Source organism: Streptomyces sp. NPDC004542 (genome assembly GCF_040610035.1).
In the GTDB taxonomy this organism is placed as follows: Bacteria; Actinomycetota; Actinomycetes; order Streptomycetales; family Streptomycetaceae; genus Streptomyces.
Window position 1 is genome coordinate 69,756 of the sequence record NZ_JBEXLP010000032.1, and the last position, 13,404, is coordinate 83,159.

At 67.3% G+C, this 13,404-nt stretch carries 11 protein-coding genes and 1 pseudogene; 10 read left to right on the forward strand and 2 right to left on the reverse strand.

What is annotated here, in order from left to right:
* Window positions 1-48: 48 nt before the first annotated feature.
* Window positions 49-873 (forward strand): hypothetical protein, encoded by an 825-nt coding sequence (locus ABZX30_RS19475; RefSeq protein WP_355934958.1) that lies wholly within the window; start codon window positions 49-51, stop codon window positions 871-873.
* 55 nt (window positions 874-928) lie between these two features.
* Complete coding sequence (locus ABZX30_RS19480; protein WP_355934960.1) at window positions 929-2,098, forward strand: alpha-hydroxy acid oxidase; 1,170 nt, start codon at window positions 929-931, stop codon at window positions 2,096-2,098.
* Window positions 2,099-2,151: 53 nt separating this feature from the next.
* Here the strand turns inward: ABZX30_RS19480 and ABZX30_RS19485 are convergent, their stop codons facing one another.
* On the reverse strand, window positions 2,152-3,627 hold the full coding sequence (locus tag ABZX30_RS19485) for an MFS transporter (protein ID WP_355934962.1): 1,476 nt from the start codon (window positions 3,625-3,627) through the stop codon (window positions 2,152-2,154).
* A gap of 119 nt (window positions 3,628-3,746) precedes the next feature.
* On the opposite strand from ABZX30_RS19485, the gene ABZX30_RS19490 reads away from it, so the two are divergent.
* The 3 genes from ABZX30_RS19490 to rfbB all read left to right on the forward strand — a co-directional run bounded on the left by ABZX30_RS19490 (window position 3,747) and on the right by rfbB (window position 6,992).
* Entirely contained in the window at window positions 3,747-4,637 is an 891-nt protein-coding gene (locus tag ABZX30_RS19490) for a LysR family transcriptional regulator (protein WP_355934963.1), read from the forward strand.
* Window positions 4,638-5,057: 420 nt separating this feature from the next.
* Window positions 5,058-5,948 carry a dTDP-4-dehydrorhamnose reductase gene (gene rfbD / locus ABZX30_RS19495; protein ID WP_355934965.1) on the forward strand — a complete coding sequence of 297 codons (891 nt, stop codon included), beginning with the start codon at window positions 5,058-5,060 and terminating at the stop codon, window positions 5,946-5,948.
* Between the two features lie 33 nt (window positions 5,949-5,981).
* Entirely contained in the window at window positions 5,982-6,992 is a 1,011-nt protein-coding gene (rfbB, locus tag ABZX30_RS19500) for a dTDP-glucose 4,6-dehydratase (protein ID WP_355934967.1), read from the forward strand.
* A gap of 139 nt (window positions 6,993-7,131) precedes the next feature.
* Here rfbB and ABZX30_RS19505 read toward each other — a convergent pair.
* A pseudogene (locus ABZX30_RS19505) lies at window positions 7,132-7,248 on the reverse strand (IS5/IS1182 family transposase); the annotation flags it as partial.
* 61 nt (window positions 7,249-7,309) lie between these two features.
* Between ABZX30_RS19505 and ABZX30_RS19510 the strand changes: the two are divergent.
* The 5 genes from ABZX30_RS19510 to ABZX30_RS19530 form a co-directional block, all read left to right on the forward strand.
* Entirely contained in the window at window positions 7,310-8,572 is a 1,263-nt protein-coding gene (locus tag ABZX30_RS19510) for a class I SAM-dependent methyltransferase (RefSeq protein WP_355934969.1), read from the forward strand.
* A 58-nt stretch (window positions 8,573-8,630) separates the two neighbouring features.
* Window positions 8,631-9,521, forward strand: coding sequence for a glucose-1-phosphate thymidylyltransferase RfbA (gene rfbA / locus ABZX30_RS19515; protein WP_355934970.1), 891 nt, complete (start codon window positions 8,631-8,633; stop codon window positions 9,519-9,521).
* A 199-nt stretch (window positions 9,522-9,720) separates the two neighbouring features.
* Entirely contained in the window at window positions 9,721-10,389 is a 669-nt protein-coding gene (locus ABZX30_RS19520; RefSeq protein WP_355934971.1) for a dTDP-4-dehydrorhamnose 3,5-epimerase family protein, read from the forward strand.
* Window positions 10,390-10,502: 113 nt separating this feature from the next.
* Window positions 10,503-12,536, forward strand: coding sequence for a novobiocin-resistant DNA topoisomerase (ATP-hydrolyzing) subunit B (gyrB, locus tag ABZX30_RS19525; protein WP_355934972.1), 2,034 nt, complete (start codon window positions 10,503-10,505; stop codon window positions 12,534-12,536).
* A gap of 80 nt (window positions 12,537-12,616) precedes the next feature.
* On the forward strand, window positions 12,617-13,404 hold a 788-nt coding region (locus ABZX30_RS19530; RefSeq protein WP_355934973.1), incomplete at its 3' end, for an ATP-binding protein.

The window sequence follows — 13,404 nt, forward strand, 5'->3', positions numbered from 1 at the left end:
GGTACCTGCGGCGAGCTCGTCCAAGGCACGGTCGAGGGCCGCGAGCTGATGGTGACCTTTCCCGTCGACTGGTACAGCGACGTGGTCGTGCGTGGCTCCTACTTGCCCGGCGTCCGGGTGTGGCCACGGTCGAAGGTCAAGGTCCGCCGGATGTGCGATCTGCTGCTCGACCGGTTGGTCGGGGCCAGTTCCGCCGATGTCGGGCTGGACGTGCTGGTCAGCTCGATGATCCCGGAGGGCCGCGGACACGCGAGCAGCTCCGCGGACCTGACGGCACTGTGCCGGGCGATGGCGCGGTGGCTCGGCGTGCCACTCGCTGACGACGACATCATGCGGCTGTGCTGCGAGCTGGAGCCGTCCGATGCCGTGTGCCATCCGGTCCCCACACTGTTCGACTTCATGCGCGGCGAGGTGCTGTTGCGCTACGACGACCCGCCGCCGATGGCCGCGTTGGTGCTGGACGAGGGGGGGTCGGTGGACACCGTGACCATGCGGCGGCTGCCCTGTACGCAGGCCGAGAGCGAGCGGCTGGCCTTGGCGTTCGACTTGGCGGACCGGGGATTCCGGCTGGGTGATCTCGCGTTGATCGGCCGGGCCGCGACGATCAGCGCCGAGGTCAACCAGCGGCGGGTGTACAAGCGGAACTTCGAGGTTGCCAGGGAAGTGGCGGAGGCCTGTGGCAGTTACGGAGTTTCGGTCGCACACAGCGGGACTACGCTGGCACTGCTGTTCGACCAGCATGAGGTGGAAGGCATCCGCGCGGCCAACGCGGCGCTGCGAACAGCCGCCGCCGACTGCGAACTGTTCCTGCTCAACACGGTGGTCCCGACACGGCGGCCGGCACCCGATTTGACCGAACTGCCCACTCACTGACGGCGAACGAGTGAGTTGATTCCCTTTTTGACCGGTGGATTCCTCGGGGGTGTCAGTGGGTGCCATCAGGTTCGCTCTGCCGAAGCAGAAACGGCCGATCAGCATTGCCGGGTACCGAACGGCCGCCCGGCGGGTCCTGCCTGACCTGGTGTGGGCGTACGTGGAGAACGGCGCGGACGATTCCGTCACGTTGGCGGCCAACCGGTCTGCGTTCGCCCGTTGGTCCCTGCGTCAACGAGTGCTGCGCAGTTCCGCTGGGAGGAAGATGACTGCCCGGTTCGGAAACACCGAGCTGGCGATCCCGGTAATGATCGCGCCGACCGGGATCAACGGACTGGTGCACTGGCGCGGCGAGTTGGCCACCGCGTGCGGTGCGGCCGCAGCCGGCACCAGGATCGTGTTGAGCACGGCGGCGTCCTACTCTGTCGAAGAGGTCGCCGAGGCGAGCCCGGTCGGACACTGGCTCCAGGTCTATCCGTGGCGCGATCGAGAACTCATGGACTGGCTGCTCGAGCGCGGCCGACGAGCCGATTGCCCCACGCTGGTGGTCACGGTCGACACGCCGGTGTTCGGAAACCGCGAACCGGAACGGCTGCAGGGCATGAGCATCCCGCCCGTACTCACCCCCAGGCACGTGTGGGACGCCGCGCTGCACCCTCGATGGGCGTACCAAGTCGTGCGCAGCCAAAGGGTGTTCACGGGCAACCTGGTCGGGATGAGCGGAGTGAGCGCCGGTGCGCTCGCGGCCAAGGTGCGCCGGGAACGGATGATGGCCGGCGAACTCGACTGGGATGACTTCGCCAGGGTCCGCGCGCGGTGGCAGGGACTTTGTTACGTCAAGGGAATCCTGGACGCAGATGACGCAGAGCGCGCTGTTTCGCTCGGTGCGGACGGGATAATCGTGTCCAATCACGGCGGCCGGCAGCTGGACGGCGCCCCGGCCGCACTGGACGCGCTGCCCGCGATCGCCGACCGGCTGGCCCACCGGGCCACGGTGCTCGTCGACGGCGGGATCCGCAGAGGCACCGACGTGGTGAAGGCGCTGTGCCTCGGTGCGGATGGCTGCCTGATCGGTCGCCCGGCGCTCTACGGACTCGCCGTGGGGGGCGAGTCCGGCGTCGAACACGTGCTCACCATCCTGCGCGAGGAAATCGACCGGACCCTGGCGCTCATGGGCTGCTCGGACATCGCCGATCTCGGCCGGGACTGGCTCATCCCCGGATAGCGCCGACGGCGCCACCGGGGATGGCGTCCCGCCGAACGGGGCCGGACCTGGGTTCAGCCGGGCCGGCCGCCGTCGGTGGCTGGGGTGCCGGGCTGCCGGGACGGTCGCCGATCCCGCGTGGCCAGCAGGGCGATGACGGTGATCAGCAGGGTGATCGTGATCGCCACGGTGGAGCCGAGGAGCCCGTCGGTGGCGGCGCGCAGACGGTCGCCGCGGTGGGCGGTCAGGGAGCCGAAGTACAGCGCTCCGATGACAGCTACCCCGATCGTCGATCCGATGCGCTGCCCGGTCTGCAGGACGGCGCCGGCGGCACTTCCCTCGGTCAGGGGCACCGTTTGCAGGGCCAGCGTCAGGTTCGGTCCGATCACCAGCCCGCTGCCCACGCCGGCGAGCAGCAGCGGTCCGGCCACGAGCAGCCACACAAGGCCGCCCGCGCGGTGGCCGATCAGGGCGACCAGCCCGGCGGATCCCAGCGCGACGGCGGCCAGTCCGATGACGACCAACCGGCGTCCGACCCGGTGGACCACGCGGCCGGCCAGCGGGGCGCTGATCGCCGCGCCGATCGCAGTGGGGGTTCCGACGGCGCCGGCGGCCAGTGCCGAGTAACCCAGCCCCTGTTGGAAGTACAGCGACACCACGAACGGGATGCCGACAAAGCCGACGAAATACCCCAGGCCGACGAACGCGCTTATCGCATAGTCGCGCTGGCGCAGCATCGCGAGGTTGACCAGCCGTGCTCGGCCGGAGCGCGTGCAGTGCTGCTCCCAGGCGATGAAACACGCCAGCAGCAGGGCCGACACCCCCAGCAGGTACCAGGGCACCGACGGCCGTCGCTGCTCAGCCTCGATCAGCGGCAGGATCAGCGCGGCGACACCGGATCCGAGCAGTACTATCCCGAGCAGGTCGAGTCGGACTCCTCGTACCTGCTGCCGATCGCGGGGGAGCCACCGCAGGCCCAAGGGGAGCGACAGCGCCGCGATGGGCACGTTCACCAAGAACACCCACCGCCATCCGCTGGCAGGGCCGGCGGCCTGGATCAGCAGACCGCCGACCAGCGGCCCGATGGCCGTGGTCGCGGCGATCATCCCGCTGTACGCCCCGCCTGCCTTGCCCAGTTCCGGGCCCCGTGCGAACAGCTGCTGCATCAGCCCGACCACCTGCGGCGTCACGACCCCTGCGGCGAGGCCCTGCACCAGCCGGGCGGCCACGAGCCACGACCCGGAGGCCGCCAGCCCACAGGCCAGGCTGCCGAACGCGAAGAAGGCCAGCCCGGCCAGCAGCGTGCGCCGCCTGCCGAGCTGATCGCCCAGCGCCCCGGCCGGCACCAGCACCACCCCGAAGGTCAGGGTGTAGCCGAACGCCGCCCACAACACCTGCCCGGCCGACAAGTGCAGCCCGGCCTGCATCGAGGGGACCGCGACGTTGATGACGCTCACGTCCAGCAGCGTCACGAAGCCCGCCAGCAGGCACACCGAGTACGCTGCCCAGCGCCCTGCCTGCATCGGTTCGGCCACGTCGGTCTCTCTCATACCGGCCCTTCCGTCTTGGCTGATGACGTCTACTCGCTGACTTCAGTCCAGCCGGTCCCACCGAAGCCGATCAATGACCAACCTGGTCATGGAACAATCACCAAAAGGAATCGATCGAGGTGCCGAGGGCGGTCATGATGGAGGTTCGGCAGTTGCGCTACTTCGTCGCCGTCGCCGAGTGTGAACACTTCGGCCGGGCGGCCGAGACCCTGCACATCGTCCAAGCCGCGGTGAGCAAGCAGGTCGCGCGGCTGGAACGCGAACTCGGACTCACCTTGTTCGACCGGTCCCACCGCCGGGTCCGACTCACCCCGGACGGGCAGGCCTTCCTGGCCCACGCACGCCGCGCCCTACGCGGCATCGACCGCGCGGCCGCCGCGGCCGCGGACCTGGCCGCCGGAAACACCGGCTTGCTGCGCATCGGTAGCAGCATTGGACTCGGCCCCCGCGTCGAAGCCGCACTCGCGGTCGTCCGCGGCGCGTGCCCCGGCATCACGCTCCAGGTGACGACCTCTGCCTCGACTACCGGTCATCTCGCCGCCATCGCCGACCACGATCTCGACGCCGCCTTCGTGGCCGCACCTCAGGCCACCCCGGGCGTGCGGGTTCATCACCTCTGGGACGAGCCGCTGCTCCTGGCCGTCCCCGCTGCACGCGCCGGCTCCGCCGGCGACCTCACCACCCTCGCTGAACTCCCGCTGGCCCGATACGCTCGCGCGGAAAGCCCCGGTACCGACGACCTGATCACCGCTGCCTGTCAAGCGGCCGGGTTCACCCCCCGCAAGGGCCCCACCCTCACCCGAGCCCAAGACCTCCTGACCGGGCCCGTTTCCGCCGGAGACTGCTGGGCCGTACTCGCCGCAGACCTCGTCCACCACGTTCCCGCCGCTGTCGCCCTCGTCCCGCCCGACCCACCCGTCCTCGTGCCCACCGCACTCGCGCTACCCGATCCCGTACGCCGTGCCGTGGTGCTCAACTTGCTCACCGTCGCCCAGGCCGGGACTGTCTGACGACCGGTGTGCCCGGCCCGCCACGCCGGGTCCATCCCGGGAACGGTGTTTCTGGCGCCGGCCGCGGGCACCACGAATGAACGCCGTCGCAGAACGGTCCGTTCGCACCGCGCGCGCCGAATGCACCGACGTGATGAGTACCAGACATCAGGCTGAACCAGCAGGTCAAACTGGCGGCCGAGTTTCGGGGGCACTAAAATCCTCGGTCGGGAGCTCACCCGGCAGGGGGAGTGCGTTCCCGGCCGCCGAGCCGACCTGCGGCCCCGTTTCAGAACCTGATCTTACCCACTTGATCTTGACGCAGAGAATCGCACGTCGTCCTGGGGTACCGAGACTTCCTCAAGCTGTCCGGATCAACCAGTCCGCTGGCGGCCCACGACCACTCAATAAACATCAACCGACTTATTCGCCTTGACAAATATGGCGGCGGCGCTGGAAGCTCACATGGTGAATCGGTGGTTAGTTACTGGTGCGGGAGGAATGCTCGGGAGGGATTTTGTGGGGGTTTTGGAGGCGTTGAACGAACCAGTGATGGCTGCCACTCGGCAGGATCTCGACATCACCGACCGCTTTTCGGTCCGAGCCGCTGTCTCCAGGTATCAACCGACGACGATCGTCAATTGCGCTGCATGGACGCGATTTCATGACGCGGAGGCCAGTGAAGCGGAGGCCCTTCTTATCAACGGAAGAGGGGTCAGAGAGCTGGCTACGATATGCAGCGATCGATCGATACGGTTGGTCCATCTCTCCACGGATTACGTTTTCGACGGCGCGAGTTGCCGGCCCTATGCCGAAAACGCGATCACCAGTCCGATCAACGCGTACGGCCGGACAAAGCTGGCCGGTGAGCAGGCTGTGCTCGAGTTGCTGCCGGACGACGGGACGATCGTGAGAACCGCCTGGCTGTACGGTCGACATGGCACGAACTTCATTCGCAAGATCGTGCGGCTGGAGCGGACGCGCAAGACGGTGGACGTGGTGAACGATCAGTGGGGCCAGCCGACGTGGACTGTCGATCTGGCACAACAGATCGTGGCACTCGTTCGGTGCGGTGCGTCCGGCGTGTTCCACGGGACAAGCTCAGGCGAGACCACGTGGTACGACGTCGCCCGGATGATCTTCCGGTTGCTCGGTGCGGATCCCGGACGCATCTGCCCGGTGCGCAGTGATCAGGTCGCCGGCGGCGAACTGCGGCCCCGGTACACGGTGTTGGGGCATGCCGCCTGGCGCGAGGCGGGGCTGACGCCGATTCGGCACTGGGCTGCCGCTCTGGAGCAGTCCTTTTCCCTTCTGGCTGATGATGAATGGTAATCCTCCTCGAGTAAAAGAAAGGAGGTTCCGCGTATGCGACTTCTGGTGACGGGCGGTGCCGGCTTCATTGGCTCGGAGTTCGTCCGGGCTACCTTGCGTGGTGTTCTGCCGAGCTCATCGGGAACCCACATCACCGTTCTGGATAAATTGACGTATTCTGGCAACGAGCTCAACCTGGCACCGATCGCGGACCTGCAGAATTACCGGTTCGTGCAAGGCGACATCTGTGATGGCGATCTGGTGGACGATGTGGTCGCCGGACACGACGCGATCGTGCACTTCGCTGCCGAGACACATGTGGATCGCTCGATCGAAGGTGCCGCTTCGTTTGTCTGTACGAACGCACTGGGTACGCAGGTACTGCTGGAAGCGGCCTCCCGTCACCGACTGGGACGGTTCGTTCACATCTCGACCGACGAGGTGTACGGATCGATTTCCGAGGGCGCCTGGACCGAGGCGTCCCCGGTGGCCCCGAACGCACCGTACGCGGCAGCCAAGGCGGCGGGAGACCTGCTGGCGCTGGCCTGGCACCGGACCCGGAAGCTCGACGTCGTGGTCACTAGATGCACCAACAACTATGGGCCGTACCAGTATCCGGAAAAACTGATCCCGCTGTTCACGACCAATCTCCTGGACGGGCAGCAGGTTCCGGTGTACGGGGACGGACACAACCGCCGACAGTGGCTGCACGTGTCGGACCACTGTCGCGCCATCCAGTTGGTGCTCCTCGGTGGTCGGCCCGGGGAGGTTTACCACATCGGCGGTGGCACCGAGTTGACCAACCTCGAACTGACCGAACGCATCCTCGATGCCTGTGGGGCCGGCTGGGACATGGTGCGGCATGTTCCGGACAGGCTGGGACATGATCTGCGCTATTCGCTGGACACCACCAAGATCCATACGGAACTCGGATATTCGCCTCGTGTCGCGTTCGAGGACGGGCTGGCGGAGACAGTGGAGTGGTACCGCACTCACCGTGGTTGGTGGGAACCGCTGAAAAATCCCGACAAAGCGGCGGGTTCACCGACCGACGCCGGCAGATGAGGGCGCGGCCAGGCGGAGGGACGCCTCGTGGACGTCGTCACTGATCTCCCGGCGGACGAGCGGACGGCGGAACCGGTGCGGCGGCGCACAGGTCGCCGCCGGGGTGGCCCCCGGCGGCCCCGGACCGGATACGAGAGCCGTCCGTCACCGCCCTCGACCAGTCCAACGCCACGGCACCGTTGAGCTCGGCGAGCATTTGCTCGTGCGGGCGTTGCCGGCCACCGGTGCCGTTCCAGGACCGCAGCCGCCGCCGGCAGTAACAGTGGTTCGATCCGTGTCCACAACTCGTCGGACATGCCCGCGAGGGGGAGGAAGAGATGCAGGACGTCGTGCGTCCCGTCAATGAGTGCCGGGTGTGCGGGCACAACGATTGGCTTGATGTGGTCTCGTTCGGATCTACACCATTGGCCGGAAACCTGCTCGGCACGGAAGACGACCCGAGCGAGGAGACTCTGTTCCCGCTGGATGTCGCTGTGTGTCAGAATTGCTGGCTGATGACACTGCGACATGTCATCGATCCGGATGTCCTTTTCGGGCACTACCGTTACGTCGCCTCGGACGCAGGCTCGATCATCCAGCACATGCGGCAGCTCGTCGAACTGTGTATCCAGTGGGCCGACCTGACCGACGTTGATCTCGTCGTGGAGTTCGGCAGTAACACCGGTGCTCACCTGGAGCTGTTCCAGCAGGCGGGCATGCGGGTGGTCGGCGTCGATCCCGCACGCAATCTCGCCGACATCGCCAATGACCGCGGCGTCAAAACGATACCTGCCGGCTTCACCACCGAAGTCGGCCAGGAGATCGCGACCGGACATGGTCCGGCGCGACTGGTGTTCGGTCGCCAGTGTTTCGCCCACATCCACGACATCCACGAAGTCCTCAACGGAGTCTCTGCCCTGCTGGCGCCTGATGGCCTGTTCTTCGTGGAAGTTCCCTATCTGGTGGAGCTGCTCGCGAACAATCAGTTCGACACCATCTTTCACGAGCACCTTTCCTACTTTTCGCTCGGCGCGCTGTGCAGGCTGTTCGAGTCGCACGGGCTGCGCGTCGTGGACGTACGTACAGCCGATGTGCACGGCGGCTCGATCGTGGTCTTCGCCGCCCCGGCCACCGCCGGCTATGAGGTGCGGCCCGCTGTTGCCGAGATGCTCGCGGAAGAACGAAGCCAGGGCATCGCAGAGGCGAGTACGTACCAGAAATTCGCCGAGCGTACGGAACGGGTGCGCGCACAGATACGGGAACTGGTGCGCAGCGTGGTGGCAGGGGGCAAGACGGTGGCTGGGTACGGCGCGCCAACCAAAGGCAGCGCACTGCTGGCCGCATGCGGGCTGGGGCATCAGGAGATCCGGTTCTGCAGCGACACAACAGCTCTGAAACAGGGAAAGATCCTACCGGGCTCCAGAGTTCCGATCTGGTCGCCGGAACAAGCAAGCGAACACGTGCCGGACTACTACCTGCTGTTGGCCTGGAACTACGCGCCGGAGATCATCAACAAGGAGAAGTCGTTTCTGGAAAAGGGCGGCCGTTTCATTGTTCCCATACCCGAACCGCGCGTGATATCGGCGGAGTCGGCGTGGTGACATCGAAGGCTGCACCAACGATGATCAGGTGTGGTCAGGTTGCTGATGGGGTGGCTGGTTGAGGGGAATCCTTCTTGCGGGCGGTACCGGCTCCAGGCTGTGGCCGGTCACCCGGGCTGTTTCCAAGCAGTTGATACCGGTCTTCGACAAGCCGATGATCTACTACCCGCTGACCACGCTGATGATGGCCGGCATACGGGAGATACTGGTGATCACGCGCCCCGAGGACCAGCGTCAGTTCCGTCATCTCCTCGGCGACGGCTCACAACTGGGACTGCGTCTTGAGTACGCCGTCCAAGAGCGGCCCCAGGGTATCGCGCAGGCGTTCGTCCTGGGTGCCGAGTTCATCGGCGACCAGTCGGTGGCCTTGGTCCTCGGGGACAACATCTTCCACGGCGGGGGCCTGGGGACTCGGCTGCGTCAGTACAGCGACCCGGCCGGGGGACAGATCTTCGCTTACGTCGTAGCCGACCCCACGGCGTACGCGGTAGTGGAGTTCGACGAGGCCGGTACGGCCGTCTCCATAGAGGAGAAGCCGGCCAGACCCAAGTCGCGGTACGCCGTGCCGGGGTTGTACTTCTACGACAACCGGGTGTCGGAGGTCGCTCGCGGCCTGACGCCGAGTGGGCGTGGCGAACTGGAGATCACCGCCGTCAACGAAACCTATCTGAAGTGGGGCCAGTTGCGGGTCACCAGGCTCGAGCGGGGTACCGCCTGGCTGGACACGGGAACGTTCACCTCCTTGGTCCAGGCATCGGAGTACGTGCGTGTGGTGGAAGAACGGCAGGGCCTCAAGATCGGCTGCGTGGAAGAGGTCGCCTGGCGCTGCGGCCTCATCGGGAACGACCAGTTGCGGGAACTCAGCCGCCCGCTGCTCAAGAGCGGCTACGGCCGGTATCTCCTCGACCTGCTCGCCGATCAGGAGTCGAAGGAGATGAAGCCGGCGTGAAACTTCGCCCGCTCGGCATGGAGGGTGCCTGGGAGATCACCCCCGAGCAGCACGCCGATCCGCGCGGGGTCTTCGTATCGGTACCGCGTCGATGAGTTCGCCGCAGAGGCCGGCCGCCCACTGCGGCCGGCCCGGGCCGATGCGCGGCGTGGTGCGCGGCATCCAGGTCGCCGATGTGCCGCCGGGGCAGGCCAAGTAGGTGACGTGTGCGCGGCGCGGTGTTCGATGTGGCCGTGGACCTGCGGGTCGGCTCGCCGACGTAGGGGCGCTGGGACGGCACCCGACTCGACGATGTCAGAGCCGTCGTACCGTCTGCCTCTCGGAAGGCATCGGGCACTGCTTCTGCGTGATCTCGGACGATGCCACGCTGTGTCATCTGTCTTCGCAGACCTGCAACCCGGCATCCGAGCATGGTGTACACCCGCTCGATCCCGGACTGGCCGTCAACTGGCCCGCCGGGGCCCCGCTGCTCTCCGAGTACATGGGGACGGTGGCGGCCGACACGGGCGTCCGGAAGGCGGCACGCATCCTCGGCATCCCCGGCACACGGCTCGAGCGCCGAGCCGGCGACCCGGCACCACCCCGCCCCTCGACAACCGGGGTTCGGGGACAGGTCGGGGCCGGCGGCCTGACGCAGCGCGACGGGCGACCGCGGAGGGTGACACCTGAAATAGTGCCCGGAGCGCTACGTGGCAAGGCACCAAGAAGCTCCCTGGGTGAGCCCCTGTCGCATTTTTGGCGCATCAAGGCAGGGGGGATTGGATCGGGCGCCGTCAGGGGCACACAGGGGCGTACAGGAGTGCTCTCATCCCGTCGGCAAGGGGCGACTCCGGTACGCTCTGCAGCGCCCCGGCGGCCGACGTCCTGAGGTTCGTGCGCCTTGGGGTCCTGGTCGGGCTGCCGTGCCGTGCCCCCCAGTTGTCCGCCCGCTCGCGCACCGTGGTGCGGGAGCGGGATCTGCTATGTCGAAAGAGAGCGTCTGTGACTACCTCCGGCACTCGCACCGCCACCGACACCCGCGGATCCCAGCAGCCCGGCCATGTGGAGACGGCGTCGTACGACGCCAGCGCGATCACTGTTCTGGACGGCCTGGACGCCGTACGCAAGCGGCCCGGGATGTACATCGGTTCCACGGGGGAGCGGGGGCTCCATCACCTGGTGCAGGAGCTCGTGGACAACTCCGTGGACGAGGCACTCGCGGGGGTGGCCGACCGGATCGACGTGACGGTCCTGGCCGACGGCGGGGTGCGGGTGGTCGACAACGGCCGTGGCATCCCGGTGGGGATGCACCCGGTGGAGAAGCGGCCGGCCGTCGAGGTGGTGCTGACCGTGCTGCACGCGGGCGGGAAGTTCGGGGGCGGCGGGTACGCAGTCTCCGGCGGTCTGCACGGTGTGGGTCTGTCGGTGGTCAACGCCCTGTCGACCCGGCTGTCGGCGGAGATCTGGACCGACGGCCACCGGTGGACGCAGGAGTACACGGACGGCGCTCCCACCGCCCCACTGGCCCGCCACGAGGCCACCTCCCGGACGGGCACCTCGCTGACGTTCTGGGCGGACGGCGACATCTTCGAGACAACCGAATACTCCTTCGAGACGCTGGCCAGGCGTTTCCAGGAAATGGCCTTCCTCAATCGTGGGCTCACCCTGACCCTCACCGATGAACGGTCCTCCGCGCGCGCGACGGCCGTGGCCGACGAAGCCGGCTCGGACCCGGCAGCGAAGACGGTCTCCTACCGCTACGACGGCGGCATCACCGACTTCGTCGCCCACCTCAATGCCCGCAAGGGCGAGCCGGCCCATCCCTCAGTCATCACCATCGCCGCCGAGGACACGGAACGGCTGTTGTCGGCCGAGATCGCCCTGCAGTGGAACGGCCAGTACACCGACAGCGTGTACTCCTACGCCAACGCGATCCACACCCATGAGGGCGGCACCCACGAGGAGGGCTTCCGCACGGCCCTGACCACCGTGGTCAACCGCTACGCGCGGGAGAAGAGGCTGCTGCGGGAGAAGGACGCGAACCTCTCCGGCGAGGACATTCGCGAGGGCCTGACCGCGATCATCTCGGTCAAGCTCGGTGAACCGCAGTTCGAGGGCCAGACCAAGACCAAACTCGGCAACACCGAGGTGCGCACCTTTGTTCAGAAGATCGTCCACGAGCATCTGACCGACTGGTTCGACCGAAACCCGAACGAGGCCGCGGACATCGTGCGCAAGGCCATCCAGGCCGCCACGGCCCGGGTCGCGGCCCGCAAGGCGCGGGACCTGACCCGCCGTAAGGGCCTGCTGGAAACGGCGGCATTGCCGGGCAAGCTGTCCGACTGCCAGTCGAACGACCCGGCGATGTCGGAGATCTTCATCGTCGAAGGAGACTCCGCCGGCGGCTCGGCCAAATCCGGCCGCAACCCGCAGTACCAAGCGATCCTCCCGATCCGCGGCAAGATCCTGAACGTCGAGAAGGCACGGATCGACAAGATTCTGCAGAACCAGGAGATCCAGGCGCTCATCTCCGCGTTCGGCACGGGTGTGCACGAGGACTTCGACATCGCCAAGCTCCGCTACCACAAAATCATTCTGATGGCGGACGCGGACGTCGACGGCCAGCACATCAGCACCTTGCTGCTGACCTTCCTGTTCCGCTTCATGCGGCCACTGGTCGAGGAGGGGCACGTCCACCTCTCCCGCCCGCCGCTGTACAAGATCAAGTGGAGTCGGGACCACGTCGAATACGCCCACTCCGACCGCGAACGCAACACGCTCCTGGAGCGGGGCCGACGGGAGGGCCGCCGGATCAGGGACGACTCCATCCAGCGCTTCAAGGGTCTGGGCGAGATGAACGCCGAGGAACTGCGCGTCACCACCATGGACCCCGACCACCGGGTCCTGGGCCAGGTCACCGTCGACGACGCGGCCTTCGCCGACGACCTCTTCTCCGTCCTGATGGGCGAGGACGTGGAAGCCCGCCGCCACTTCATCCAGCGCAACGCCAAGGACGTCCGCTTCCTCGACATCTGACCCCGGGCACTGCCCCCGCCCCTCTCGGACGCGTGACCCGAAGCCCCACCGCTACCCTCTGTTACTCAGGAGAGCACTGCGTGAGTACAATCCCCGCCCCGGCCGTCGGCAGCCGCCCCCAGGACGGCTCCGACTACACCGCACGGCACCTGATGGTGCTCGAGGGCCTCGAAGCCGTGCGCAAGCGCCCGGGCATGTACATCGGATCCAGCGACAGCCGCGGTCTGATGCACTGCCTGTGGGAGATCATCGACAACGCCGTGGACGAGGCCCTGGCCGGCGCCTGCGACCACATCGAGGTCATCCTCCACGACGACGGCTCCGTGGAGGTCACCGACAACGGCCGCGGCATCCCCGTGGACACCGAACCGCGCACCGGCCTGTCCGGAGTCGAGATCGCCTACACCAAACTCCACGCCGGCGGAAAATTCGGCGGCGGCTCCTACGCCGCCTCCGGTGGCCTGCACGGCGTCGGCGCCTCCGTGGTGAACGCGCTGTCGGCCCGGCTGGACATCGAGGTCGACCGCCACGGCCGCACCCACGCCATCAGCTTCCGCCGCGGCACACCCGGCACCTACACCGGCCCCGGACCCGACGCCCCCTTCACCCCCGCCCAGGGACTGCACCGGACCGTCAGCATCCCCAAGACCCGCACCGGCACGCGCGTGCGGTACTGGGCCGACCGGCAGATCTTCCTCAAGGACGCGAAGCTCTCGCTGGAGACGCTGCACCAGCGTGCCCGTCAGACCGCGTTCCTGGTGCCCGGCCTGACCATCGTCGTCCGCGACGAGTACGGCCTGGGCGAGGGCGGGAGCAAGGGTGAGGAGTCGTTCCGTTTCGACGGGGGCATCAGCGAGTTCTGCGAGTA

What these genes read in the sequence shown, in the direction of transcription:
- rfbB (WP_355934967.1), top strand. Translation starts at nt 5,982, where the DNA reads ATGCGACTTCTGGTGACGGGCGGTGCCGGCTTCATTGGCTCGGAGTTC.
- ABZX30_RS19510 (WP_355934969.1), top strand. Translation starts at nt 7,310, where the DNA reads ATGCAGGACGTCGTGCGTCCCGTCAATGAGTGCCGGGTGTGCGGGCAC.
- ABZX30_RS19475 (WP_355934958.1), top strand. Translation starts at nt 49, where the DNA reads ATGGTGACCTTTCCCGTCGACTGGTACAGCGACGTGGTCGTGCGTGGC.
- ABZX30_RS19485 (WP_355934962.1), bottom strand. Translation starts at nt 3,627, where the DNA reads ATGAGAGAGACCGACGTGGCCGAACCGATGCAGGCAGGGCGCTGGGCA.
- rfbD (WP_355934965.1), top strand. Translation starts at nt 5,058, where the DNA reads ATGGCGGCGGCGCTGGAAGCTCACATGGTGAATCGGTGGTTAGTTACT.